This window comes from Marinomonas colpomeniae (assembly GCF_014803385.1).
In the GTDB taxonomy this organism is placed as follows: Bacteria; Pseudomonadota; Gammaproteobacteria; order Pseudomonadales; family Marinomonadaceae; genus Marinomonas; species Marinomonas colpomeniae.
Map to the genome: position 1 here is coordinate 468,189 of NZ_JACYFC010000002.1, position 23,419 is coordinate 491,607.

Sequence of the window (23,419 nt, forward strand, 5' to 3'; positions counted from 1 at the left end):
TTTAGTTAGACTCTAGTTTGTAGATTCTAAGTGCGTTAGCTCCAAGAATCGCCTCACTGGATTGCTTTTTTTCGTCTAGATAACGCTCAACAAGCTTGATCCATGTCGCATAAGAACTGGCAAGTAAGCAAACAGGCCAATCGCTTCCCCAAATAATCCGCTGATGACCAAATACATCAAACAGTGTATCCATGTAGGGATATAAGTCTTCCGCTTGCCAATCCTCTTTGGCTTCAGTGACTAAACCAGACAATTTACAGCTCACTTGTTGGTGCTCGCTAAAAGCGCAGATGTCAGCATGCCATTGTGTGAACGCTTGGTCTTTTATATTAGGTTTAGCGGCATGGTTTATCACAGTGCTTAAATTAGGGTTTTGTTCGACTATCTGCTTTAAGTTTGGTAAATGCTTCGGCATTACCAGTGCGTCAAATACAAGCTCTTCATCGGTCATTGTCTGTAATGCTTTTGCTACATTAGACCTGAGCATCCAATCTACATCATCAATGTCTTGAATCATGGGTCTTAAGCCAATAAGTCTAGAGTGTTTAGCCAGTTCCATGATACGTTTCGAAGCGTCTGCATTGTCGAAATCTACCCAGCCAACAACGCCTTTAATACTGTTGTTTTGTTCACTCAGCTGTAATAGAAATTCTGTTTCTTCGTTTGTAGGCGCTGCCTGAACCAGTATTGTCCCGTCAATGTTATGGCTTTTCAGGAGTGGCGCTAAATTGCTAGGTAAAAAATTTTTATAAAGACTGGTGAGTTCTGGCGTGAGCCAACCATAGTCATTTCTTTGTAGATTCCAAAAATGCTGATGAGCATCAATCCGCATGATTAATAACTCCTTTCTTGATGATGATATTGGCATAAGGCCGAATGTCTGAGGTCTGAATAATGACAAAGGCTTTTTTCGCACGCTCATAAAACTCAAAGCGTTCCAACCCTACAGGAGAATAATTAAAGGCTGTTTGTTTCTGAATGATTTGAGCGAAATCTTGGACAGTTGGTGGTGTTATATCCGGTTGATCGACGACGGACATAGTCGTAAAAGGATTATCCACAAAGGTATCAATCGGAAGCAGAGCTAAGATAGCGGTGAGTGCTTCTGAACTGTCTACACCACTTAATCGAATGCATTCTTGTCCATGACCATGACTGGTGGCAGGAAAGTTCGCATCGGTGATGAGTAACTCATCACCGTGCCCCATTGCTCTCATGGCATAAAGTAGTTCAGGTGTGATTAAACTTGGGATGTTATAAAGCATTTTTTGGTCCTTTTATTTTTATTTGGTGTGGACGTGTTTTGAAGTGACCTCATAAAGTTGGACGATTTATTAAGGTTTGAAATACTCTGCGTGAGATTCCTCCAAGGGTAAAATTCGTGGGATTAATTGGCCTGTGTGAGACCTCATCGCTTCTCGTGCGGCATCGACATCTTGGTTTTTTATCGCCGTTAAAATGGCTTGGTGTTCTTTGATTGTTTCTTTAGGGCGGCTTTCGTCTGGCAACATCAGCATGCGAGCTCTTGTTAAATGTAAGGAAACGCTTGCTAGCACCTGTGGAACACCATTAAAGCCAGTGAAATTCATCAGCATAGTGTGAAATTCTTCATCTGTTTCATAAAACCCTACGAAGTCTTTATCTTCGACGAGTAACTCCTGCATACGGATGTTTCGAGTCAGGGCTGCCAATTGTTCTGGCGTGCGCTCTTGCGTGACTTTTTCTACTGCTGCGATTTCTAATGCTTGTCGTAAAAAGCTCGCTTCACGAATTTCATCCATTGAAAAGCAGGACACTTTTGTCGCTGACTGAGGAATAACATCCACAAGGCCTTCAGCTGAAAGGCGAGCTAACGCTTCTGCTACAGGTGATCTAGATACACCAAGTTGGTCGCAAATAGCGCCTTTTCGAATCACAGTACCCGGTGGATACTGCATCGATAATATGGCTTCTCGTAGCGACTGATAAACACGCTGAGACAGTGAGCCGCTCAAATTCTCAACTTTATTAAGCGATGACGCTGTCATAATTTAATTTCCCTTATACTAACATGTTAGTTGACGACTGATTATGTTGGTGCTAGTTTGAATATACAACAACAATAAAAAATTTAGAACAGGGGCTTCCCATGATATTTGGGTCCAAACAAATTATTCGTTTGCATAATAACGATAATGTCGTCATCGCTTTAAGCGATCTTGCCGAAGGCAGTAAGCTTAATGAATTTGATGTGACCTTAAAAACGTATGTTCCTAGAGGCCATAAAGTTGCTATTAAGCCTTTGGTTAAAGGTGATAATGTCATTCGTTATGGTCAAATCATTGGTCAATCAACTCAAGATATTGCTTCCGGTGAGCATGTGCATGTGCAAAACATGGGCATGGGAGAACACCTTCAAGACTATGCGTTCTCAAAACAAAGTGAACCACTTCCAACTGTCTCATTACCTCGTACATTTAATGGTTACCGTCGTTTAAACGGTAAAGTAGGTACACGTAATTACCTCGGCATTTTGACGTCTGTCAATTGCGCAGGGTCTGTTGCGCGTTTTATAGAAGAGGCTGCAAATAAAGAACACTTCCTTAAAAACTATCCAAATATTGATGGCATTGTACCGATAGTTCACAGCACCGGTTGTGGGATGTCAGGGCAAGGTGAAGGGTATCAAACCTTGCATCGTACGCTTTCTGGTTATGCTAAGAACCCTAATTTTGGTGGGATATTGCTGATTGGATTGGGTTGTGAAGTTATGCAAGTTTCCAGTTTAGTTGATAATCAAACACCTGACTCCCATTCGAAAGAAGGCTCAGATACAACGTTTCGTTATATGACAATCCAGACGGAAGGTGGAACACGTAAAACCATCGAGAAAGGGTTGGCAGAATTACACTTGTTGGCTAATGAAGCGAATAAGGCAGTAAGAGCGCCAGCACCAGTATCAGAAATTATGGTAGGTATGCAGTGTGGTGGATCTGATGGCTATTCTGGTATTACCGCTAACCCTGCTTTGGGTTATGCCTCAGATTTATTGGTTCGACATGGTGGCACGACCATTTTATCTGAAACCTCTGAAGTGTATGGCGCCGAACATTTATTGACTCGTCGAGCTATATCTAAAGAAGTAGGTCAAAAACTTATCGATCGCATCCATTGGTGGGAAGACTATTGCGCCCGAAATGGTGGAGAGATGGATAACAATCCAAGTCCTGGTAATAAGAACGGTGGTTTAACAACTATTCTTGAAAAATCATTGGGTGCTGTTGCGAAAGGCGGTAGCGCACCACTTACTGATGTTTATTTATTCGGTGAAACCATTGATAAAAAAGGTTTCGTTTTTATGGATAGTCCGGGTTTTGATCCTTGCTCCGTTACGGGACAAGTCGCATCTGGCGCAAATATGATTATTTTCACTACGGGGCGTGGTTCTGTTTCAGGTTATAAACCAACGCCTTGTATTAAGTTAGCGACCAATACTGAGATGTATAGCCGCCTGCAAGAAGACATGGATTTGAACTGTGGTGACATAGTCACTGGTGGCATTTCTATAGAAGAAAAAGGCACCGAGTTGTTTGAACTAATTATTCGAATAGCGTCAGGTGAAGAGACAAAAAGCGAAGCGCTTGGGTTTGGCGGGGCAGAGTTTGTGCCTTGGCAAATTGGCGCAGTGATGTAGTTGAAATGGTGTAATCAAGATTACTTAACTGAAATTAAATAGCTGCAGTTTTGCAGCTATTACCATAACGTGAAATGGAGAAACGATTGTGAGACTTAAAGGCAAAACAATATTAATAACAGCCGCTGGTCAAGGAATTGGTAGAGCAAGTGCCGAAGCCTGTTTAAGAGAAGGGGCGAATGTTATCGCCACAGACATTAATGAAGAGGCGTTGCAAAAATTCAAATCGGACTGTCCACAGGTTCAAACATATTTATTAGATGTCACGGACAGTAATGCAATAAAAGCGTTTGCTAAGACGGTGCCTAATCTTGATGGTTTATTCAATTGTGCGGGTTTTGTTCACAACGGCACCGTATTGGATATCTCAGATGAAGATTGGGATTTCAGCATGAATTTGAACGTTACTTCTATGATGCGTATGTGCCGTACTTTTTTACCCGGCATGTTGGAACAAGCAAAAATCACAGGATCTTCTTCTATCGTCAACATGGCATCGATGGCGTCCTCTATTAAAGGTTTTCCTATGCGTACTGCATACGGCGCAACTAAAGCCGCGGTTATCGGATTAACAAAAGGCATTGCTGCTGATTTTGTGAAAAAAGGCATTCGTTGTAATTCGGTTAACCCTGGAACAGTGAATACACCTTCTTTACAAGGGCGAATTTCTTCTGCACCAGATCCAGTGCAAGCAGAAAAAGATTTTATTGCTCGTCAGCCAATGGGCCGTCTTGCTGAAGTCAGTGATATTGCTCCGATGGTTGTATTCTTATTATCTGATGAAAGTAAGTGCGTTACTGGGCAATCTTTATCTGTTGATGGTGGCTGCACGATTTAACAAGGTCGAAATAGACTGTTTGAATCAACTCACCATTATGGAGTGAAAATGATGTCTCTATTGGTTGAAATGCAAGGAATTGAAAAACGATTTCCCGGTGTATATTGCCTTAAAAGTGTAGGTTTTGAGCTGCGCTCAGGCGAGGTGCATGCTCTTATGGGGGAAAACGGTGCAGGTAAATCGACGTTAATGAAAATACTGTCTGGTGTTTATCATCGAGATGGCGGTACGGTTAAAGTTGATGGCGCATTAGTAGAATTTAATGGGCCCAAAGATGCACAAGATGCAGGTGTTGGCATTATCCACCAAGAGCTTAGCTTAATGAACGATTTAACCGTCGCTCAAAATGTCTTTATTGGGCGTGAGCCACGCTCTTTTTTAGGCATTATTAACGAAAAAAAGCTGAACCTGCAGGCGCAAGAAATTTTTCAAAAAATGAATTTTGATCTCGATCCAACGACCGAAGTAAGCCAGTTAACGGTCGCAAAGCAACAAATGATCGAGATTGCCAAAGCCTTGTCCTATAAATCACGTATTTTAATAATGGATGAACCTACAGCGGCACTAAATGATGCAGAAATTGCAGAGCTTTTTACTATTATCCAGTCTTTGAAGTCAGAAGGTGTAGGTATCATTTACATCAGTCATAAGATGGATGAGATTAAGAGAATTGCAGATCGTGTCACTGTGATGCGCGATGGTGAATACATAGACACGGTGGAAGCCAAAGACACTCCTTTGTCGACTATTATTTCAATGATGGTTGGTCGAGAAGTAAAAGACGAAAGTGTTGATATACCTGATTTATCGGATAGTCCCGAATTGCTTAATGTTAAACATTTGAATCGAGGTAAAGCGATTCAAGATGTTAGTTTCTCTCTCAAAAAGGGTGAAATATTAGGTTTTGCTGGATTGATGGGGGCAGGGCGAACAGAAGTTGCCAGAGCTATATTTGGTGCCGACGCCTTTGACTCTGGTGAGGTTTGGGTGAATGGAGAGCTGTGCAACATTTCCACTCCAAGTGATGCTGTTGCCGCGGGCATTGGTTACTTATCAGAAGACCGAAAGCATTTTGGTTTGGCTTTAGGCATGGATGTACGGGCAAATATATCCATGGCAACGTTAGGTCGATTCACTAATTCCTGCGGTGTACTAAAAGAAGCCGATATGGAAAAAATTGCGAATGACTATATTGAACAATTAGCCATTCGTACGCCGTCAGATACTCAAGAAGTAGGTTTTCTTTCTGGTGGTAATCAGCAAAAAGTCGTTATTGCAAAATGGTTGCTAAGAGATTGCGATATTCTCATTTTTGATGAGCCTACTCGTGGTATCGATGTTGGCGCGAAAGCCGAAATTTATAAATTGCTTGAAGCGCTGGCAAAGCAAGGCAGAGCGATTATTGTAATTTCATCAGAGCTGCCTGAAGTGATGCGCTTAAGTCATCGTATTGCAGTGATGTGCCAAGGTAAATTGACTGGAATATTACCCGGTGGAAAAGCAACAACACAAGAACAAATCATGGCATTAGCCACACAGTAAACGGCTCGCAGGAGAACAAAAATAATGACAACCGAAAGCCAAACAACGTCACCAAGCTTTATTAGTAAACTGATAAAAATGACAGCGCATCAGCGAGTACTCGCCTTTGCTAGTTTAGTCATATTATTGGTGTTCTTTTCTATTACCTCGCCTAACTTCATGCAAATGTCGAACATGTTGGCTATTTTGCAAGCGACTTCCGTTAATGGCGTATTAGCTGTTGCTGCTACGTTAGTGATTATAACGGGTGGTATTGATTTATCTGTCGGTACCTTAATGACGTTTACTGCTGTTGTTGCAGGAATATTATTAACGAACATGAATTTACCTCTGCCTGTTGGCGTATTAGGTGCTATTTTAGCGGGTGCTTTTTGTGGATTTTGTTCAGGTTCTTTTGTTGCCAAAATGAAAATACCACCTTTCATAGCGACGCTTGGCATGATGCTTATCTTGAAAGGCTTATCTTTAGTGTTAAGTGGCGCTCGCCCTATTTATTTCAACAACACAGAAGGTTATGACGCTATCTCTCGTGGTTCTTTAATCGGTGAGGTCTTACCTTTTTTACCCATTCCAAACGGCGTATTAATTCTGTTTGTTGTTGCGGGTGTTGCTAGTTATGTTTTGAGTAAAACAGTCTTGGGTCGTTACTGTTTTGGTATTGGTTCTAATGAAGAAGCTGTGCGTCTATCTGGTGTTAATACAGATCGCTGGAAAATTGCTATCTACGCCGTTGCTGGTGGCATTTGTGGTATCGCAGGTATTTTGATTTCTTCCCGACTGAACTCTGCTCAACCTGCATTAGGTCTAGGTTATGAACTAGAAGCCATTGCCGCTGTAGTGATTGGGGGAACGTCATTATCGGGCGGTCGAGGAACTATTATCGGTACGTTAATCGGCGCTTTGATTGTGGCCGTATTAACGAATGGGTTACGAGTGTTATCTGTTGCACAGGAATGGCAAACAGTGATTACCGGCATCATCATTATTCTTGCTGTGTATGCAGATATGATGCGCCGTCAAAAATCGAAGTAATAAAAAGTTAATGTAGAAATGGTAAGTGTTAATCGGTGACATAATGTCATCACAACAAAAGTAAGCTTTAAAAATAAAAATAAAATGGAGTAATTAATATGTTGTCACGTCGTACGCTAATAGGTCTTATCAGTGCTGTATCCATTATAGCGACATCATCCGTTGTTAAAGCGAATGATCAGTTATATATCCCATTAATTTCAAAGGGTTTCCAACATCAGTTCTGGCAGGCTGTTAAACAAGGTGCCGATCAAGCTGCAGAAGAGTTCAATGTTCGAGTTACATTCGAAGGGCCAGATACAGAAGCCCAAGTGGATCGTCAGATCGACATGTTAGCTGCTGCACTAGCCAATAAACCAGATGCGATTGGTTTTGCTGCACTAGATAGCCAAGCCGCTATCCCTTTATTACGTAAAGCTCAGAAAGCGGGCATTCCGGTAGTCGCTTTTGATAGTGGTGTTGCTAGTGATATCCCACTGACAACGGCAACCACAGATAACGTGGCTGCTTCTGCTTTAGCTGCGGATAAAATGGCTGAACTTATTGGTAATAAAGGACAAGTAGCTGTTATTGCCCACAGTCAAACTGGAACAACTGGAATGGATCGCCGTGACGGTTTTCTTAATCGTATGAAGCAAGCCTACCCGAATATAGATGTTGTGACGGTTCAATATGGTGATGGTGATCAACTGAAATCTACCGAAGTAGCACGTGCAGTATTAACTTCCTACCCTAAATTAGCGGGTATGTTTGGTACTAATGAAGGTTCAGCGATTGGTGTGGTTAATGCGGTACGTGAATCAAACGTTAAAAACTTAGTGGTTATTGGTTTTGATTCTGGTCAAGCTCAAACAGATGCTATTCGTAGTGGTTTGATGGCAGGCGCTATTACGCAGAACCCTGTAGGAATCGGTTATGAAACAGTTAAGGCAGCAGTAATGGCTATTAAAGGTCAGTCATTACCAAAAGTAATTGATACGGGTTTTTACTATTACACAGCTAAAAATATAGATGATCCAAAAATAGCAGCGGTTCTTTATAAATAACGTTTTCATACCATGATGGTATTTAACCATCATGGTGTTTTTTATCGATAGGAGTGAATAATGAAATTAGTACGCTTTGGACCAGTAGGAAAAGAAAAACCTGGTGTTATTGATGAAAAAGGCCAAGTTCGAGATTTATCATCCATTATTCCAGACCTCTGTGATGAGCATCTGAGTGCAAAAACGATGGCGAAGTTACGTTCATTGGACATAGGAAGTTTACCAGTAGTCGATGGCATTCCTCAGGAAACGTTACGTCTAGGAGCCTGTGTTACAAAAGTAGGTAAATTTATCTGTATTGGTTTGAACTATGCAGATCATGCTGCAGAGTCTGGATTGCCAGTGCCTGCCGAGCCCGTTATTTTTGGCAAATGGACCTCTGCAATAGTAGGTCCTAACGATGATGTAAAAATTCCAAAAGGTTCAGAAAAAACAGATTGGGAAGTAGAGCTAGGCGTTGTTATTGGTGAAGGCGGAAGCGATATTTCTGAAGTGGATGCAATGAAACATGTGGCTGGTTTTTGCGTCATTAACGATGTATCAGAACGTGCATTTCAATTAGAAGGCACAGGTACATGGGATAAAGGTAAAGGTTGCGATACGTTTGGTCCAACTGGCCCTTGGTTGGTGACACCTGATGAAGTGGGTGATTTCAATGATCTTGGCCTTTGGCTGGAAGTAGATGGCAAGCGTTATCAAAACGGCTCAACGTCCACCATGGTCTTTAAAGTTCCGCACTTAATTGCTTACTGTAGTCGTTTTATGAGTTTGCAACCGGGTGACATTATTTCAACAGGCACGCCTCCAGGTGTTGGCTTAGGCTTTAATCCGCCTATTTATTTAAAAGGTGGTGAAGAAATGAAGCTCGGTATCGATAAACTGGGTGTGCAATGTCAAAAAGTGGTTAAGGCTTAATGGCATAACAAGCCATCTATATTCAAATTTAGATGTGACTAACTCAACCTCTTTTTAGTGTTGGCACTTAAGAGGTTGTGACTCAGCGAGTGTACAATGAAAACAAGAATAATAAACAGTAGTGGTTCCGCTATAACGGAGCTTGGTTTTGGTAGTGCGGGAGCGGGTAACTTATTCCGCCCTGTGTCTTATGATGAGATTACGAAAGCCATCAATAAAGCTCACTCTCTTGGTATCCAGTATTTTGATACCGCTCCTCATTATGGTGCTGGCCTTGCCGAACGTCGCCTTGGTGTGGCTTTAGATGAAATGCCACGCGCCGATATTTTCTTATCGACCAAAGTCGGGCGAGTGTTGCATGCAGATAAAAATAGTGTAAAAAAAGACGCCGATTGTTATGTAGAAGCCAGTCCTTTTGATCGTGAATACGATTACACCTATGACGGAATCATGCGTTCATTTGAAGATTCTTTGCAGCGTTTGGGTGTTAGTAGCATCGATATGTTGTTAATGCACGATATTGGCGAGTTAACCCATAAAGAAAAACATCAATACTATTTACAGCAAGCTATTGATGGTGGTTTTAAAGCCATGGCAGAGCTGCGTGAACAAGGTGCTGTGCGCAATATCGGCTTAGGCGTTAACGAATGGCAGATTTGTGATCAAGCAATGGAGTATGCTCAATTTGACTGCTTTATGGTGGCAAATTGTTTCACTCTTTTAAACAATGATATTACTGATTATTTCACCGATAAATGCTCTAAAAACCAAGTGTCTTTGATTGCTGCTGCACCTTTCAATTCAGGTATATTGGCAAAAGGCTCCAAGGGGCTAGGACATTATTTTTATGGCGAGGCGCCACAAGACATTGTGAAAAAAGTGATTGCTATAGAAGGTATTTGTGAGCAGTTTAATGTCTCGCTTCAGGCTGCTGCCATTCAATATGCACTTCGCTATGACTGTGTTAAATCCATTCTAATTGGCATGACGAATGAAAGCCGAGTGGCACAAAACATCGCTTGGTACGAAGAAGACATTCCAGAAGCGTTTTGGCTCTCATTGGCAGATGTTATCTAAGGTCATCCAAGTTAAAAAAAACAAACAATCATTCATTAATCTGTCTGGCGCTAACGTATCAGATATTTTTTAAGAAAGTACCTGATATTGCTTGATCAGATGTCCTCGATCTTGATGTAGGACGTTTTCTCTTTATAACTCTCTCATATTGATTCCTCATTCAGTTAAATACTGTTTACAAAAAAGGAATCCTCTAATGAAATGGCTAATTAACTTAATTCTATTTATCTCATGTTGGACTGTTTATGCTTCGCCGCAGGCTGTGGGTTTTGACCAAATTCTTTTATATGGCGAGAGCGAAAGAGCATTAAAAACCAGTATTTGGTATCCGTCTAAAACCATGTTTCCAAAAGAAAGAATAGCCGACAATGCGGCATTTTTAGGAACAGATATAGTACGAATTGGAACGTCTTCGGTTGGTCGTTTTCCATTGGTGATGATTTCCCATGGATATCGAGGTAACTGGCGAAATCAAAATTGGCTCGCCACAAAGCTGGCTCAACAAGGTTACATCGTTGCGTCGATTGATCACCCTGGTACCTCATCCTTTGATCATTCATCTTCGACAGCGAGCCAATGGTGGGAGCGCCCTAAAGACTTATCTCGCCTATTGGATTGGTTGCTTAATAAATCCGACTTAAGGCCTATTATCGATGCAACGGATATCACGGCTATTGGCCACTCATTGGGTGGTTGGACTGTGATGATGTTAGCGGGTGCAGAATTTAATCGAGACCAACTACAGCAAGAATGTTTGATAAAATCGAACCCTCGTGTGTGTGGCTTGATGCCAGAATTAGGCTTAGGTCAGCATCAAGAAGGTGAGCCAGAAGCCAGTCTACAAAATGGTCGTATTAAACGTGTGGTGTCTTTGGATTTAGGGTTAGCGCGAAGCTTGTCCAGAGAGAGTTTGAAATCACTCACTACACCGACTCTTATTCTGGCGGCAGGTGTGGACATTGGTGATTTACCTCAAGCCGATGAATCTGGTTTTTTGGCAGAATACATTCCCGCAGCAAAGCGACAATACATTATCTATCCAGATGCCGCGCATTTTAGTTTTATGCAGCTTTGTAAACAGGGTGCGATTGAATTGCTTGAAGAGGAAGAGCAAGGCGATGGCATTGTTTGCCAAGATGGAGGAGCGCGCTCGCGAGATACACTTCATGATGTGATGTTTAAAGATATTTTAGGCTTTATTCAGACTCATTAAACGGTGTTTTGATCAACCGCTGAGCGTCGAAAGGCACTCGGCGTTTGTCCTGTCACTCTGGAAAATTCTCGGTTGAAATTCGATTTAGTCTGAAAGCCGGAATCTAAGTAAATCTGAGTGATGGCTTTTTCGCTAGAAGTAAGCAGTGACTTTGCCCGTTCAATTCGATATTCATTGACGACCTGAGACACATTGCGACCATACACCTGATTGATCGCTGCCGATATCTGTCGTGCAGGAATGCAGGCTTTTCGAGCAAGACGATCTAATGTGAGATCAGGATCGAGGAAAGCTTCTTTAGTGGTCAGTAACACATCTATTTTGTGGATTATGTCTTTGACCTCATCATCAGTTAGCTGGTGGTGAGGCTTTTCTTTTTGTTCTTCAATAGCGGCTTCTGGTTCGTTTTGGCTTGTTGTTTCGGTCGTGCTTGGGGCAACACTTAAGCTAATCATGATCACAGCAATTGCCAGCATAGGTAATAATACAGAATGACCAATGGTCAGAATGATGAGGGTATGTTCACCGTCAAATACAGAAAAATCCACCGCCAACGCGCCATCAATAGACGCCGACATCAGTAGCATTCCCCCCGCGATTCTTTCCGCTTTTAAGGCGTTATCAATATCAGATAAACGTACCTGCTCAGGTAGATTTGATGTTTGTAATGACGCGCGAATCAGAGCTATCCCGTAACCCACATAAAGGAGTGTTAAAACAGGATCTAAAGGCGGTTGCCAGAACGGATAAGTAAACGAGCTTAAGGTAACCAAAATTGGTGGTAACAGATGCCAAAGGCGAAACTTGTGACGCTTGTGAGCGTTTGAAAAGCAATACCAAGCTGTCGCAGGAATACAGGCTGCAAAGATAGGTTGTAGTAAACGGAACAAGGGATAATCAAAAGTCCAACGTAAACCCACTATGGTCGTGGTTAGTGCGCATAATGCGATAAATACAAAGGCAGACTGTGTTGTTTCCTCCCGACGAATAAACAATAAAACCGCCAAAATAAACAAAAGTAAAGCAATGACAAAAGGCAATGGGATAGCGATCATTATGGTTCCGTTTAGTGTGTTTATTATTTTCAATCAGAAAAGTTTTACCTTCACTTTGATTCTGCATTATGTCCTAGAACCGTATCAAGGACGACCTTAAACCTGATTTAGGACGTTTATTCTTTCATCAAAACGTACTTTATTCGCTTCGAAAAACTTATTAGGAGGAAAGTATGAATTGGTATTTTGACGCTTGGAAACAATACGCTGTCTTTTCAGGAACGGCATCACGAGAAGCATTTTGGATGTTTCTGTTATTGAATGTCTTAATCTCTGCTGCGTTTGTAGTTTTAGAAATTTTCTTTGAAATGACATGGAGAATAGAAGCTCTATATAGCCTGTTGATTTTTCTTCCTACGCTGTCTTTAACCGTACGCAGGTTACATGATACAGGTCGCTCTACTTGGTGGTTATTGGTGATGTTAGTACCAGCAATTGGCATGGTGGCATTGTTTGTTTTATTAGCCTTACCGAGCGCACCTCAAACAAATGATACTAACTATCCACAAAATGGCACTGTTCTTTAAAAAGGAGAAGAAAATGAAAACTGTTAATAACTTACCCCACTTATCCACTATATTATGTTCATTAATGTTGTTTTTATGGCTTTTTTCTACTGGAACAAGTGCATCTATTGTTAAGTCTGCAGTAAACGGAGACGACTCAATAGAAAGTCAGATATCAAAAGAGATAAAGGCAATCGTATACATAGAATCACCAAAAGTAGGTGCCTTGATGTACCTTAGAGGAATTGCCGGAAAAGGTGAACTTATATCGAGGTCCTCACTTGAAAAGCAGCAAGACAATACTCGCTGTATTTCTGCCCCGATCCGTTTTGCCGCTGGTGACTTTAATGGATCTAGCATTGGTATCGATTCTACTGATGCGATTCGATTGACTATTTATTCTGACGAAGTGGCAAATCAACTTATCGCCGGTGACGAAGTGGTCAGTGAAGATTTTGATATTACGGATAGCAGCGAAGGAAGGTTGGGTGATATTAAAATTGAGTCGGGCTTAACGCTTAGTTACGGCTTCGTTCTTAATCCAGGTGAATGGTCTTGGTCGTCCTTGTTTGGTAATGACAAAGAAAATACTTCTTGTGATAGGTTATTACCAATCTAATTCATACCAATAAATAGAATATAAGAAAGGCGCAAAAGTTTGCTGCCTCTCTTATGTTTAAAGAGTAGTCTGTCCTTTGAACTGACTCGCTAAACAAATAAAAGGGCAACCCTTCACATGTTTTTAAGATTGTTCTATGTCATTCGATTTCTTGTCATGGCTGTCAGCCTTTTAATCTTGCCTAGTATTGCTTTTGGATTAGACAGTCAATATTTCGTTGGCCATGGGGCGTTAGACATTTTTAATCAAGAAGGCTTTTTAGTGACGCCAAGGTGGGTACAGATTTGGATACTTATCTTAATAGGGACATTCATCGCAGGTTTTTATTTTGCTTGGAAGCACTCAATCGCAAGATGGGCAGTCGGTGGTTTTATCTTTTCTATGACAATGGGTCACACTATATTCGGATTGCTCAACTTGCCATTTTTAGGCGGTAGTATCGCCATTATGCATCTTGTTTGTTGGTCCCCGGCGTTGCTTATATTTCTAATTAAGCGCCCGTATTTTAATTGTAACGAGCGAATGAGTTTCCGTGCTTGGTCAGGGCTAATGACAAGTGTTCTGATATTTTCTTTTGTCTTTGATATCAAGGATGCATTGATATACATAAGTCACGTTGCAATCTAGATTGAACTTTTTATAATGACTTTTTAAACATAATAGATAGGAGGGGATCATGTCGATTGTTATACGTGAGGCGAATCTAAATGACTCCAGTACTATTTTAAGATTCATTAAAGAACTAGCGCGATATGAAAAAGCGGAACACGAAGTTCTTGCGACAGAACAGTCTATAAAATACTCAATCTTCTCTGAAACGACTTCAACGAAAGCTATTATTTGTGAAAAAGATGGTAACCCAGTTGGTTTTGCTGTGTACTTCTTTAATTATTCTACATGGCTTGGTAAGCACGGTTTATACCTTGAAGATCTGTATGTATCACAAGCAGAACGAGGTAGTGGTGCTGGAAAAGTATTGTTAAAGTATTTGGCAAAAATAGCCATTGCAAATAACTGTGGAAGATTCGAATGGAGTGTACTGGATTGGAATCAGCCTGCTATTGATTTCTATGAATCAATAGGCGCTAAACCGAAAAATGAGTGGATTGGCTATCAGTTAACAGGTGAAAATTTAATTGCTTTGGCCGAATCCTAAATACATGGTTAAAACAGAAAAATAATTAAAAAGATATCTAAATGAGACTCGTAGCCTATTTCGATGACAAAGCGGGAATGATAGAACATCGTCAAGCACATGAACCTGCGCATCTTGCTTATCTGAAGGCAAACAGATCTGAAATCCTGATCGCTGGTGGCTTGAGACCAGAACCAAATGATAAGTTTGTCGGTGATTTATGGGTAATGGATGTGGAATCTTTTGAACGAGCAAAAGAACTCATTAAAAATGATCCTTACTACGCTCCAGAACTGAGATCTTATAAACTATTAGTGTGGGGCAAAGCCATTGACGAACCTTTTGTATTGTAATGAACCGATGAGATGAAAAGGCGATATTTATACTATTGAGGATATGAGAAAACCTTTCTGATACTGAGACCAAATGCTTTTCCATCAACCCGTAGTCTAATTCATAGCTTCTATGCTCAATATTAGAAAAAATAGTTGAAAGCGATCTAGCACTATTTTTTCTAATTGCCCTAGGCTAAATGTATTAACAGGAACATGTCATTAGTTCTGTTCTTTTTTGCATTTTTAATTGCTGAAAGGTTAGCGGCTTTAGGTAGACGCTTTTGGTATTACGCAGCAAGAAGATAGTGTAAATATCACTAGTAATAAAAGCGTTAATATATTCTTCATATAAGGATGCAAGATGACAAATTATCTATTTACTCCACCCGTTCAAGTGACTGCTCCAATTAAAGGCAGTGATAAAGTTTTTCCAGTTCGTCGCATTTATTGTATTGGCAGAAACTACGCAGATCATGCAATAGAAATGGGTCACGATCCAGACCGTGAACCACCGTTCTTTTTCCAAAAAAATCCTAATAATCTAGACTTTTCTGGCTCATTTACGTATCCAGAAAAGTCTAGCAATGTGCATTATGAAATGGAGTTGGTTATTGCCATAAACAAAGGTGGCCGTAATATCTCTGTCGAAAATGCGCTAGATCATGTTTTTGGTTATGCATTAGGCTTGGACATGACTCGAAGAGACCTACAAGGACAAATGAAAAAAATGGGACGCCCTTGGGAAATAGGTAAAGCTTTTGAAAAATCAGCGCCTATGGGCGAAATTGTTCCGGCATCAGAAGTGGGTCATCTTTCTGAAGGGCCTATCAGTCTAAAAGTGAATGGCGAATTGAAGCAACAAGGTGACCTTAACCAAATGATCTGGAAAACGGCAGAAATGATAAATTATTTATCTGAATATTATGAATTAGCCGCAGGTGACTTGATTATGGCAGGTACGCCAGCGGGTGTTGGCTCGATAATAAAAGGCGACCTTATGACAGGCAATATCGCAGGCTTAGGCGAATTCAATATTACCGTTGTTTAGCTTTTTTTGAGCTGTGCTTGATGATGTATTATTAAGTGCAAGCCTCTGCTTTTTGAGTAGAAAATTCATAGTTGAAGAGTGGCTTTTATAGGTAATCTTTTTATCTAGCAATATTGTTTCAATATGTGATTTGAACTTTTTCTAAATAAATAACATTCGTTAAACCAAATAGAATAAATAAAAAGACCAGTTTGCCTCTTAACAAGCTGGTCTTTTTGACTCTTGTCACCTTACACATAGAAAATTCTATAACTACAGCATTAATTGCTATAACACGGCACCAATGAACTGTTTTAGTTCGTCGGTTCGTGGGTCAGATAAAAGCGTTTTAGAGTCGCCTTCTTCCCAAACCTTGCCTTCATGCATAAAAACTACTCGACTCCCTACATCACGAGCGAAATTCATTTCATGGGTAACGAGAACCAAGGTAATGCCTTCTTTAGCGAGTTGTTCGAGTACCTTTAATACCTCACCTACGAGTTCAGGATCAAGCGCTGAGGTGATTTCGTCACAGAGCAAGACCTTTGGTGACATAGCCAATGCACGAGCAATAGCAACACGTTGTTGCTGCCCGCCAGAAAGTTTTTCTGGGTAGCTGTCGAACTTCTCTGCGAGGCCTACTTTTTCGAGCATGGCGCGAGCGATTTGTTCCGCTTCGCTTTTGCTCTTTTTTAACACGATTGTTGGCGCAAGCATGACATTTTCGCCAACCGTCATGTGTGGGAAGAGGTTAAAGTTTTGGAAAATCATACCAACGCTAAGGGCAAGACGACGTACTTGAATGTCTTCTGACGTCACTTCGTTACCATCAACGGTAATGCCTCCTTCTTGGTATTCTTCCAAACCATTAATGCAGCGCAAAAGAGTGCTCTTCCCCGAACCGCTTCTTCCTATGATAGAAATTACTTCTCCAGCTTTGATATCCAGATCAATGCCTTTTAGAACATGAAGGTCGCCGTAGTATTTATGAACTTGATGTAGGTTAACGAGAGACATTGAATTTTTTCTCCAGAATTTTGCTGTACCAAGAAAGTGGGTAACAAAGCAGGAAGTAAATAATGGCCACTAAAGTAAACACTTTAAACGGTTCGAAGGTGGCGTTGTTTAGCATAGTACCAACCTTGGTCAACTCGACAAAACCAATAATAGAAGCCAACGCGGTACCTTTAATAACCTGTACAGAAAAGCCAACCGTTGGTGCGGTAGCAACTCGAATTGCTTGCGGCAAAATGATGTAACGCAGCGTTTGAAGAAAGTTGAGTCCCAAACAGCGGCTGGCTTCCCATTGGCCTTTTGGTAGGGTGTCGATGCAACCACGCCAGATTTCTACCAAAAACGCGCTGGTAAAAAACGTTAACGACAGAATCGCTGCGCCCCATGCGGATATTTCATAACCCAACATAGACAAGCCAAAGAAGCACAAAAACATCTGCATTAATAAAGGTGTACCTTGAAACAATTCTACATAAATACGCACTACCTTTGTCATCACTGAGTTGCGAGTTAGGCGCATCGCAGTTAATAACAGTGCAACAGATGAACCACCAATAAAAGCGGCTATCGACAGTAGAATTGTCCATTGTGTTGCGAACAATAAATTGCGAAGAATATCGTAATTTGTAAATTCAACCATTGAATCTTTCTCCTTTTATCTAGTCGCGCGATAAGTGAACAAATGTTTGCCTAATGTATTAAAAGCAAACCTTAGAAGGATAGATAAACCAAGGTAAAGCAAAGCAGTAACCAAGTAACTTTCAAATGCGCGGAAGTTACGTGATTGCACAAGATTTGCGGCGTATGTTAAATCTTCAACGGAAATCTGAGAAATGACTGCAGAACCAAGCATTACTATTATGCATTGGCTGGTTAACGCTGGGTAAATTTTCTCGAAAGCAGGTACGAAGATGACGCGAGTCAACGTTTGACGAAAAGTCAGACCCAATACCTTTGCTGCTTCGATTTGACCTTTAGAGATGCTACCTAGTCCAGCACGGATAATTTCTGTGCTATAAGCGCCTAAGTTGATGGTGAGAGCGATCATACTGGCTTCCCACGGTGACAACCTCATACCTAGAGCAGGAAGACCAAAGAAGATAAAAAAGAGTTGTACAATAAAAGGTGTGTTTCGAATTAACTCTACATAGACAGTCACTGCACGTTGACTGGCTTTATTACCATATTGACGAGTAGTTGCGCAGGCTGTTCCTAATGCTACACCTAGAATAGTTGTCAGCACAGTGAGCTCAACAGTGGTCATAAGACCACTGAAGAAAACGTCGCTGTATTGCAAAAGATCAGAGAAATACAACATGAGGAAGCCTTAAGCGCCGAAGCCTGTTGGTAGCGGCGCTTTTAACCATTTCATAGAAATATTGTTTAATTCGCCATTTGCCAATGCTTTTTTAATTAGCTCATTTACTTTCGCTTGTAGTGCAACTTCACCTTTTGCCATGCCTACATAACAAGGAGAGTCTTTTAGCATGAACTTGCTTTCAGGAGCTCGCTGAGGCTGACGGTTTGCAATTTCTGTTGCGACTAAGTTACCTGTTGCGATCAAGTTAACCTGACCAGAAAGGTAGGCTGTTAACGTTGTGTTGTTGTCTTCGAAACGACGAACGTTCACAGATTTAGGTGCGTGTTTTTCTAGTTCTAGGTCTTCAACAGAACCACGAGTAACGCCTACAGTTTTTCCAGCCAAATCTTGGATTTTGTTAATACTTACATCATTAGAGCCAAAGACGCCTAAGAAGAAAGGTGCGTAAGGTGTAGAAAAGTCGATGGCTTTTTCACGCTCAGGGTTTTTGCCCAAACTAGAGATAACCAAGTCTACTTTTTTGGTTTGTAGATAAGGAATACGATTTGCGCTGGTAACCGGAACGATTTCAACTTCAACGCCCATTTCCTTTGCAATGTAGTTTGCCATATCAATATCGATCCCTTGTGGCTTTAAATCAGTACCGATAGAACCAAAAGGAGGGAAGTCTTGAGGAACGGCAATACGAATCAGCTTACGATCCGTGATGTCTTGTAAAACATCAGCCGTTGCATTTAATGCAGAAAAACCTGCTGCGATGATTAATGTTCTACTTAGGAGTTTTGTTAATTTTTTCATTAGGGAAAACCTTTCTTTTAATTGATTGAATGCCTGAAATATAAGAAGCAACTCTCGTGCCAATATGAAACAAAAGTTTCTTATTTGTTTTCTTGTGAAACAAAAGGTTCTCTTTCATGCTTGATGACTTTAATTATATGTACTCGAAGCAACGACTCAGAGAAGAGCATTGAGCTCTGGTAGTTTTTAATGCTTAAAATCGGTGCGTCGATGAAACTTTCGTTTCTTTTTTGGTGCTTAGTGAAATAAAACGCTAATCTAAGTTGGCAGGTAATCAACAATCGATTACCTTATTGGCAATCATTATCAAGCAGAGGTTCTTACGTGACGACAACGCCGGTGAAGGCAAAGCAGGATGTGTTATCCCTGATCGAGACAAATTATTCCACCTTGTCTCCTTCTGCGCGATCAATTGCCAATTATTTACAACAGAATCCATTAGCGATTGTAAGCCAGACATCGGCTGAGATTGCAGATAACACCAATACATCAAAGGCGACTGTGAGCCGTTTTTTTCGTCAGCTTGGTTACGACTCTCATCAAGGAGCGAAACAGGCTCAACTTGCTTTACGTGAAAGAGGCGTGCCTATATTTACAGAAGGCTCTTCGTTAGACCAAACTGCTCAGGAAATGAGAAACCTCGCATTGACGTTTGAAGGTTTGAGTCCAGAAACCTTAAACGATATTAGTCAGCGTCTAGTCAAGGCGAGCCGAGTAACGTTAATAGGCTTTCGAAATGCCTATCCATTGGCTCTACATTTTCGTCAACAGCTCCAGCAAGTTCGCCATTCTGTTCGGTTATTGCCTCAACCGGGTCAAACTTTAGGTGAAGACTTACATGATATTTTAGACGATGAAGTGATTGTATTACTTGGTTTTAGACGGCGTACTCGTCAATTTAAGCAAATTGTTCAGGCATTAGAAGGCCGAGATACTGTATTGATTACAGACCCAACTGGGCAAGTTTATAACCAACAGGTCTCTCAAGTGTTGGTATGTCATCTTGGTAGCGAAAGTCCCTTTGATAGCTACGCGGCGCCAATGAGCCTTATTTCTATGCTATGTAATCGAGTATTTGGTTTTCTTGGCGATGGTGCTAATCGTCAGACTAAAGACATCGCAGAGTTATATGAAGCATTAGATGAATTAGAACCTTAAATCTGTCTGTTAGTTTTTGTTTTACTTTACTTTATTATTTTCATGGGGTTTTTGCTGTATGCATTGCAATATGGCGAGCATAAATTAAATATGGATAGTTTGATCTAGTATTCCTTGGGATTCACTCTAAAATCTTCCAGCATGGCATTTCAAGTAGTGAGTTAATCGTTTATCCAGTAGATGAATTACACTCACTTTCTAAGTTGTTCATTTTTTAATCTTTAGTATTCTTGCCTATATCTTTGAGTTTACATTCGTTGTTGGTGTTGCTAGTATCTCGCGCATCAAAGTGTATGGATGCGCGCACTTCCCTGTAATTTTTAACGGGACGTGTGTCCACGGCACGTTTATCTGTGATTTACGTTGGTGTGCATTATCAATAATATAAACAACCCTGCTGAAGAACTCACCACGATTGGCTGTGCCATTCGGTTAGATCAGGTTTGCCTAGAGATTGAAGGTAAACAAGTCATCCATCAGTTGTCTCTGGATACTAATGTCCGTCGGCTTGGTGTGATTGGTCGTAATGGCTCGGGCAAGTCTACGTTATCCCGCTTACTTTCAGGTTTGATTGACACGACATCTGGACAGCTTGAAATTGCTGGTTTCAACCCATTTAAAGACCGCCGCGCTGCATTGCGAGAGGTCGGTCTACTGTTTCAAAATCCAGACCATCAGATTATTTTTCCAACAGTCTTAGAAGAATTGACCTTCGGGTTGCGCCAATTGGGTCAAGACAAAACCGAAGCCAAAAAGAATGTGTTGGAAATGTTGTCGGCGTTCGGCAAAGAGCACTGGCAGGATGTGCATTGCTCTACTTTATCTCATGGACAAAAACATCTGGTTTGCCTGATGTCGATTGTCGCTATGAAACCTAATCTCATTATTCTCGATGAGCCGTTTGCTGGCTTGGATATTCCTACTAAACGCCAATTACAGCGTTACCTCGATACGTTTTCCGGTAGCCTTATTCATATCAGCCACGACCCAGACGACCTTCAGAATTACGACCAACTTTTATGGTTGGAAGCTGGCCAAGTGGCGGCTTTAGGGGATTCTGATGAAGTTATGTCACGTTATTTAGCGGCCATGCACGAACTAGGGGAAAGCGATGATATCTCTGACCTCTCCAGTTGAAACCCGAGCACATCATTGGCCTGCTGGATTAAAACTAGGGTTGCTGAGTCTGGTGACCTTTGGTTTGTTCTTTGTTGATAGCGTTATCTTCCACGGCTTGTTTTTGGCTTTTGTCGCTGTGCTCTATGCATTACCGGGAACCGTGTTCTTTAAAAATGGCTGGAAGCATCTGAAGATTTTATGGCCATTTGTTTTTATTGTGGTTGTTTGGCATCTGTTCACAGATGAGCTACCGCTGGGTTTAACCGTTGCCTTTCGCATGATGTCTGCGGTGGGGATGGCAAATCTGGTGACCATGACAACACGCCTTTCCGACATGATTGATGTTGTACATTGGCTTACTCGACCGCTGCGCAAGCTAGGTTTTAACCCTCGAGTATTAGAGCTGTCAATTGCCTTAGTGATTCGCATGACTCCAGTGCTTGTTTCCAAAGGGCAAAAACTGACTTTGGCGTGGCGCGCTCGCTCAACTCGCCGCTCTGGCTGGCGAATTATTTTACCCTTTACGGTCCTCGCGCTTGACGATGCGGATCATGTTGCCGAAGCTTTAAAAGCTCGCGGCGGATTAACAAACCAAGAAAACCAAGAGAGAAAATAATGGAAAAAAATATTGCTTATATTGCTTTGTTTGCGGCTTTGGTTGCAGCACTGGGCTTGATCCCTAAAATAACCCTTGGCTTTGGTGTGCCGATTACGGCGCAAGGCCTTGGTATTATGCTTTGCGGTACGATACTGGGCGCCAAACGCGGTGCGTTAGCTGTGTTGTTGTTGCTGTTATTGGTTGCCATTGGCTTGCCTTTATTGGCGGGTGGTCGAGGCGGTTTGGGACTGTTCTTTGGCGTAACGGGCGGCTTTCTAATTGGCTGGCCTATCTCTGCTTATGTAACAGGTTTGATTGTTGAGAAATGGCGCACAGGTTCTATTGTCCTTGTTTCAGCCATTGCGTCCGTTATCGGCGGCATCTTTGTGGTGTATCTGTTTGGTATTGTTGGCATGGCGATCGTCTTGGAAAAAACATTCTTCGAGGCCGCTGCACTGATGGTTGCTTTTATTCCTGGAGACATTATTAAAGTGATTATTGCTGCCTTCCTTACTGGGGCTATTGCTAAAGCTCGTCCAGCCAGCTTGCTGTCTCGACAGGTTAAAGCCACATCGTAATAGACGTTTAAGTCTGCGTGAATCCTAATATCTGTGGACTGCAATAGAGGAAGTGAGATGAACATTCAGATTTATACCGATAATGTTTCCGCTAACCACATCCTCTATTATGCGCTGACACGACTCTACGGCAAAAACAGCGTTTGCTTTATTAATGCCAATGAAATTTTAAGCGGCGTGTTAAGCAAGGATGTGGATCTTTTCGTGATGCCCGGCGGTGCCAGCCGCTACAAAGCGGATAAACTCAATGGCAAAGCAAATCACATAATTAAAGCTTATGTTGAACAGGGTGGCCGCTATTTTGGTATTTGTGGCGGCGCCTACATGGGCTGTAATGTGACGAAATGGGCGCAAGGTCTGCCTCATGAAATCATTGTTCACAATGAACTGAATTTTTTCTCGGGAGCGGCTATCGGCCCAGTTGAGGCGTTTGGTCGCGGCGATAATTATAACCAAACCGATGCTCATCTAGTGACGCTGGAATACCAAGGTAAGCTTGTCGAATCACTGTATTTGGGTGGCTGTGTTTTTCAGCCTGATGCTAAGGATAGTTATGAAGTCTTAGCGTCTTTTTCCGATTTACCGGACAAACCTGCCGCTATTGTCTCTGGTCGTTACGGTCAGGGGCGATGGTTACTTTGCTCAACACATCCCGAATACGACAACGAAGCTGTTGAATTGCTGGACTTTAATGTGATCGGCAATCAGTACGAGCATTTTTCTCGGTTGCCAAATGATGCCGATTTACGACTTGAGCTGCTGGAGAGCTTATTAGTTAATCTAGACCTTCCTTCCTGTTAATAAGGCGCCTATTTTAAGA

Annotated in this window: 27 protein-coding genes; 19 read left to right on the plus strand and 8 right to left on the minus strand. The window is 41.5% G+C overall.

Annotation, left to right across the window (positions count from 1 at the left end; all coding sequences use genetic code 11):
* Position 1 precedes the first annotated feature (1 nt).
* From IF202_RS07325 to IF202_RS07335, 3 genes are all read right to left on the minus strand, one after another.
* Positions 2–832 carry an amidohydrolase family protein gene (locus tag IF202_RS07325; RefSeq protein ID WP_191594230.1) on the minus strand — a complete coding sequence of 277 codons (831 nt, stop codon included), beginning with the start codon at positions 830–832 and terminating at the stop codon, positions 2–4.
* Positions 822–1,265 (minus strand): RbsD/FucU family protein, encoded by a 444-nt coding sequence (locus IF202_RS07330; protein ID WP_191594231.1) that lies wholly within the window; start codon positions 1,263–1,265, stop codon positions 822–824. The genes IF202_RS07325 and IF202_RS07330 overlap by 11 nt, the downstream gene beginning before the upstream one ends.
* Positions 1,266–1,334: 69 nt before the next feature.
* A complete protein-coding gene (locus IF202_RS07335; RefSeq protein WP_191594232.1) occupies positions 1,335–2,027 on the minus strand; it encodes a GntR family transcriptional regulator in 693 nt (230 codons plus the stop codon).
* Positions 2,028–2,128: 101 nt separating this feature from the next.
* Between IF202_RS07335 and IF202_RS07340 the strand changes: the two genes are divergently transcribed.
* From IF202_RS07340 to IF202_RS07375, 8 genes are all read left to right on the plus strand, one after another.
* Positions 2,129–3,673, plus strand: coding sequence for a UxaA family hydrolase (locus tag IF202_RS07340; RefSeq protein ID WP_191594233.1), 1,545 nt, complete (start codon positions 2,129–2,131; stop codon positions 3,671–3,673).
* An 88-nt stretch (positions 3,674–3,761) separates the two neighbouring features.
* Complete coding sequence (locus IF202_RS07345) at positions 3,762–4,511, plus strand: SDR family oxidoreductase (protein WP_191594234.1); 750 nt, start codon at positions 3,762–3,764, stop codon at positions 4,509–4,511.
* Positions 4,512–4,559: 48 nt separating this feature from the next.
* Positions 4,560–6,053: a sugar ABC transporter ATP-binding protein gene (locus IF202_RS07350; RefSeq protein ID WP_235963350.1), complete on the plus strand. Its 1,494-nt coding sequence runs from the start codon at positions 4,560–4,562 to the stop codon at positions 6,051–6,053.
* A gap of 24 nt (positions 6,054–6,077) precedes the next feature.
* On the plus strand, positions 6,078–7,085 hold the full coding sequence (locus tag IF202_RS07355) for an ABC transporter permease (RefSeq protein WP_191594235.1): 1,008 nt from the start codon (positions 6,078–6,080) through the stop codon (positions 7,083–7,085).
* A 98-nt stretch (positions 7,086–7,183) separates the two neighbouring features.
* On the plus strand, positions 7,184–8,131 hold the full coding sequence (locus IF202_RS07360; RefSeq protein WP_191594236.1) for an ABC transporter substrate-binding protein: 948 nt from the start codon (positions 7,184–7,186) through the stop codon (positions 8,129–8,131).
* Between the two features lie 60 nt (positions 8,132–8,191).
* Entirely contained in the window at positions 8,192–9,046 is an 855-nt protein-coding gene (locus IF202_RS07365) for a fumarylacetoacetate hydrolase family protein (RefSeq protein ID WP_191594237.1), read from the plus strand.
* Positions 9,047–9,142: 96 nt separating this feature from the next.
* On the plus strand, positions 9,143–10,123 hold the full coding sequence (locus IF202_RS07370) for an aldo/keto reductase (protein WP_206705418.1): 981 nt from the start codon (positions 9,143–9,145) through the stop codon (positions 10,121–10,123).
* 196 nt (positions 10,124–10,319) lie between these two features.
* Positions 10,320–11,336 (plus strand): alpha/beta hydrolase family protein, encoded by a 1,017-nt coding sequence (locus tag IF202_RS07375; RefSeq protein ID WP_191594238.1) that lies wholly within the window; start codon positions 10,320–10,322, stop codon positions 11,334–11,336.
* On the opposite strand, the gene IF202_RS07380 is transcribed toward IF202_RS07375, so the two are convergent.
* Positions 11,333–12,391, minus strand: a complete 1,059-nt coding sequence (locus tag IF202_RS07380; RefSeq protein WP_191594239.1) for a helix-turn-helix domain-containing protein — start codon at positions 12,389–12,391, stop codon at positions 11,333–11,335. The genes IF202_RS07375 and IF202_RS07380 overlap by 4 nt on opposite strands.
* Before the next feature lie 173 nt (positions 12,392–12,564).
* Here IF202_RS07380 and IF202_RS07385 point away from each other — a divergent pair, with 173 nt between their 5' ends.
* The 6 genes from IF202_RS07385 to IF202_RS07410 all read left to right on the plus strand — a co-directional run bounded on the left by IF202_RS07385 (position 12,565) and on the right by IF202_RS07410 (position 16,034).
* The gene (locus tag IF202_RS07385; protein WP_191594240.1) at positions 12,565–12,918 is read left to right on the plus strand and encodes a DUF805 domain-containing protein; all 354 of its coding nucleotides are present in this window, start codon (positions 12,565–12,567) and stop codon (positions 12,916–12,918) included.
* Positions 12,919–12,931: 13 nt separating this feature from the next.
* Positions 12,932–13,516 carry a hypothetical protein gene (locus IF202_RS07390; RefSeq protein ID WP_191594241.1) on the plus strand — a complete coding sequence of 195 codons (585 nt, stop codon included), beginning with the start codon at positions 12,932–12,934 and terminating at the stop codon, positions 13,514–13,516.
* Between the two features lie 117 nt (positions 13,517–13,633).
* Positions 13,634–14,143 (plus strand): hypothetical protein, encoded by a 510-nt coding sequence (locus IF202_RS07395; protein ID WP_191594242.1) that lies wholly within the window; start codon positions 13,634–13,636, stop codon positions 14,141–14,143.
* Positions 14,144–14,192: 49 nt separating this feature from the next.
* Complete coding sequence (locus IF202_RS07400; protein WP_191594243.1) at positions 14,193–14,672, plus strand: GNAT family N-acetyltransferase; 480 nt, start codon at positions 14,193–14,195, stop codon at positions 14,670–14,672.
* A 41-nt stretch (positions 14,673–14,713) separates the two neighbouring features.
* On the plus strand, positions 14,714–15,004 hold the full coding sequence (locus tag IF202_RS07405; RefSeq protein WP_191594244.1) for a YciI family protein: 291 nt from the start codon (positions 14,714–14,716) through the stop codon (positions 15,002–15,004).
* A 343-nt stretch (positions 15,005–15,347) separates the two neighbouring features.
* Positions 15,348–16,034: a fumarylacetoacetate hydrolase family protein gene (locus IF202_RS07410; protein ID WP_191594245.1), complete on the plus strand. Its 687-nt coding sequence runs from the start codon at positions 15,348–15,350 to the stop codon at positions 16,032–16,034.
* A gap of 267 nt (positions 16,035–16,301) precedes the next feature.
* Here IF202_RS07410 and IF202_RS07415 read toward each other — a convergent pair whose 3' ends face one another.
* The 4 genes from IF202_RS07415 to IF202_RS07430 are packed head-to-tail and all read right to left on the minus strand — an operon-like array spanning position 16,302 to position 19,146.
* Entirely contained in the window at positions 16,302–17,030 is a 729-nt protein-coding gene (locus IF202_RS07415) for an amino acid ABC transporter ATP-binding protein (RefSeq protein ID WP_191594246.1), read from the minus strand.
* Positions 17,017–17,667: an amino acid ABC transporter permease gene (locus IF202_RS07420; RefSeq protein ID WP_191594247.1), complete on the minus strand. Its 651-nt coding sequence runs from the start codon at positions 17,665–17,667 to the stop codon at positions 17,017–17,019. Before IF202_RS07420 ends, IF202_RS07415 begins: the two co-directional genes overlap by 14 nt.
* Before the next feature lie 15 nt (positions 17,668–17,682).
* A complete protein-coding gene (locus tag IF202_RS07425) occupies positions 17,683–18,345 on the minus strand; it encodes an amino acid ABC transporter permease (RefSeq protein ID WP_191594248.1) in 663 nt (220 codons plus the stop codon).
* Positions 18,346–18,354: 9 nt separating this feature from the next.
* A complete protein-coding gene (locus tag IF202_RS07430; RefSeq protein ID WP_191594249.1) occupies positions 18,355–19,146 on the minus strand; it encodes a transporter substrate-binding domain-containing protein in 792 nt (263 codons plus the stop codon).
* Positions 19,147–19,470: 324 nt separating this feature from the next.
* Here IF202_RS07430 and IF202_RS07435 point away from each other — a divergent pair, with 324 nt between their 5' ends.
* The 5 genes from IF202_RS07435 to IF202_RS07455 all read left to right on the plus strand — a co-directional run bounded on the left by IF202_RS07435 (position 19,471) and on the right by IF202_RS07455 (position 23,400).
* Positions 19,471–20,304, plus strand: a complete 834-nt coding sequence (locus IF202_RS07435) for a MurR/RpiR family transcriptional regulator (RefSeq protein WP_328797206.1) — start codon at positions 19,471–19,473, stop codon at positions 20,302–20,304.
* Between the two features lie 366 nt (positions 20,305–20,670).
* On the plus strand, positions 20,671–21,441 hold the full coding sequence (locus tag IF202_RS07440; protein WP_328797207.1) for an energy-coupling factor ABC transporter ATP-binding protein: 771 nt from the start codon (positions 20,671–20,673) through the stop codon (positions 21,439–21,441).
* On the plus strand, positions 21,416–22,039 hold the full coding sequence (locus IF202_RS07445; protein ID WP_191594250.1) for an energy-coupling factor transporter transmembrane component T family protein: 624 nt from the start codon (positions 21,416–21,418) through the stop codon (positions 22,037–22,039). The genes IF202_RS07440 and IF202_RS07445 overlap by 26 nt, the downstream gene beginning before the upstream one ends.
* On the plus strand, positions 22,039–22,599 hold the full coding sequence (locus IF202_RS07450; protein WP_191594251.1) for a biotin transporter BioY: 561 nt from the start codon (positions 22,039–22,041) through the stop codon (positions 22,597–22,599). Before IF202_RS07445 ends, IF202_RS07450 begins: the two co-directional genes overlap by 1 nt.
* Positions 22,600–22,656: 57 nt before the next feature.
* Entirely contained in the window at positions 22,657–23,400 is a 744-nt protein-coding gene (locus tag IF202_RS07455) for a BPL-N domain-containing protein (protein WP_191594252.1), read from the plus strand.
* Positions 23,401–23,419 lie beyond the last annotated feature (19 nt).

Excerpts from the sequence above, each read along its gene's own strand:
- IF202_RS07325 (WP_191594230.1), bottom strand. The coding sequence starts at position 832 with ATGCGGATTGATGCTCATCAGCATTTTTGGAATCTACAAAGAAATGAC.
- IF202_RS07330 (WP_191594231.1), bottom strand. The coding sequence starts at position 1,265 with ATGCTTTATAACATCCCAAGTTTAATCACACCTGAACTACTTTATGCC.
- IF202_RS07335 (WP_191594232.1), bottom strand. The coding sequence starts at position 2,027 with ATGACAGCGTCATCGCTTAATAAAGTTGAGAATTTGAGCGGCTCACTG.
- IF202_RS07340 (WP_191594233.1), top strand. The coding sequence starts at position 2,129 with ATGATATTTGGGTCCAAACAAATTATTCGTTTGCATAATAACGATAAT.
- IF202_RS07350 (WP_235963350.1), top strand. The coding sequence starts at position 4,560 with ATGATGTCTCTATTGGTTGAAATGCAAGGAATTGAAAAACGATTTCCC.
- IF202_RS07355 (WP_191594235.1), top strand. The coding sequence starts at position 6,078 with ATGACAACCGAAAGCCAAACAACGTCACCAAGCTTTATTAGTAAACTG.
- IF202_RS07360 (WP_191594236.1), top strand. The coding sequence starts at position 7,184 with ATGTTGTCACGTCGTACGCTAATAGGTCTTATCAGTGCTGTATCCATT.
- IF202_RS07365 (WP_191594237.1), top strand. The coding sequence starts at position 8,192 with ATGAAATTAGTACGCTTTGGACCAGTAGGAAAAGAAAAACCTGGTGTT.
- IF202_RS07370 (WP_206705418.1), top strand. The coding sequence starts at position 9,143 with ATGAAAACAAGAATAATAAACAGTAGTGGTTCCGCTATAACGGAGCTT.
- IF202_RS07375 (WP_191594238.1), top strand. The coding sequence starts at position 10,320 with ATGAAATGGCTAATTAACTTAATTCTATTTATCTCATGTTGGACTGTT.
- IF202_RS07380 (WP_191594239.1), bottom strand. The coding sequence starts at position 12,391 with ATGATCGCTATCCCATTGCCTTTTGTCATTGCTTTACTTTTGTTTATT.
- IF202_RS07385 (WP_191594240.1), top strand. The coding sequence starts at position 12,565 with ATGAATTGGTATTTTGACGCTTGGAAACAATACGCTGTCTTTTCAGGA.
- IF202_RS07390 (WP_191594241.1), top strand. The coding sequence starts at position 12,932 with ATGAAAACTGTTAATAACTTACCCCACTTATCCACTATATTATGTTCA.
- IF202_RS07395 (WP_191594242.1), top strand. The coding sequence starts at position 13,634 with ATGTTTTTAAGATTGTTCTATGTCATTCGATTTCTTGTCATGGCTGTC.
- IF202_RS07400 (WP_191594243.1), top strand. The coding sequence starts at position 14,193 with ATGTCGATTGTTATACGTGAGGCGAATCTAAATGACTCCAGTACTATT.
- IF202_RS07405 (WP_191594244.1), top strand. The coding sequence starts at position 14,714 with ATGAGACTCGTAGCCTATTTCGATGACAAAGCGGGAATGATAGAACAT.
- IF202_RS07410 (WP_191594245.1), top strand. The coding sequence starts at position 15,348 with ATGACAAATTATCTATTTACTCCACCCGTTCAAGTGACTGCTCCAATT.
- IF202_RS07415 (WP_191594246.1), bottom strand. The coding sequence starts at position 17,030 with ATGTCTCTCGTTAACCTACATCAAGTTCATAAATACTACGGCGACCTT.
- IF202_RS07420 (WP_191594247.1), bottom strand. The coding sequence starts at position 17,667 with ATGGTTGAATTTACAAATTACGATATTCTTCGCAATTTATTGTTCGCA.
- IF202_RS07425 (WP_191594248.1), bottom strand. The coding sequence starts at position 18,345 with ATGTTGTATTTCTCTGATCTTTTGCAATACAGCGACGTTTTCTTCAGT.
- IF202_RS07430 (WP_191594249.1), bottom strand. The coding sequence starts at position 19,146 with ATGAAAAAATTAACAAAACTCCTAAGTAGAACATTAATCATCGCAGCA.
- IF202_RS07445 (WP_191594250.1), top strand. The coding sequence starts at position 21,416 with ATGATATCTCTGACCTCTCCAGTTGAAACCCGAGCACATCATTGGCCT.
- IF202_RS07450 (WP_191594251.1), top strand. The coding sequence starts at position 22,039 with ATGGAAAAAAATATTGCTTATATTGCTTTGTTTGCGGCTTTGGTTGCA.
- IF202_RS07455 (WP_191594252.1), top strand. The coding sequence starts at position 22,657 with ATGAACATTCAGATTTATACCGATAATGTTTCCGCTAACCACATCCTC.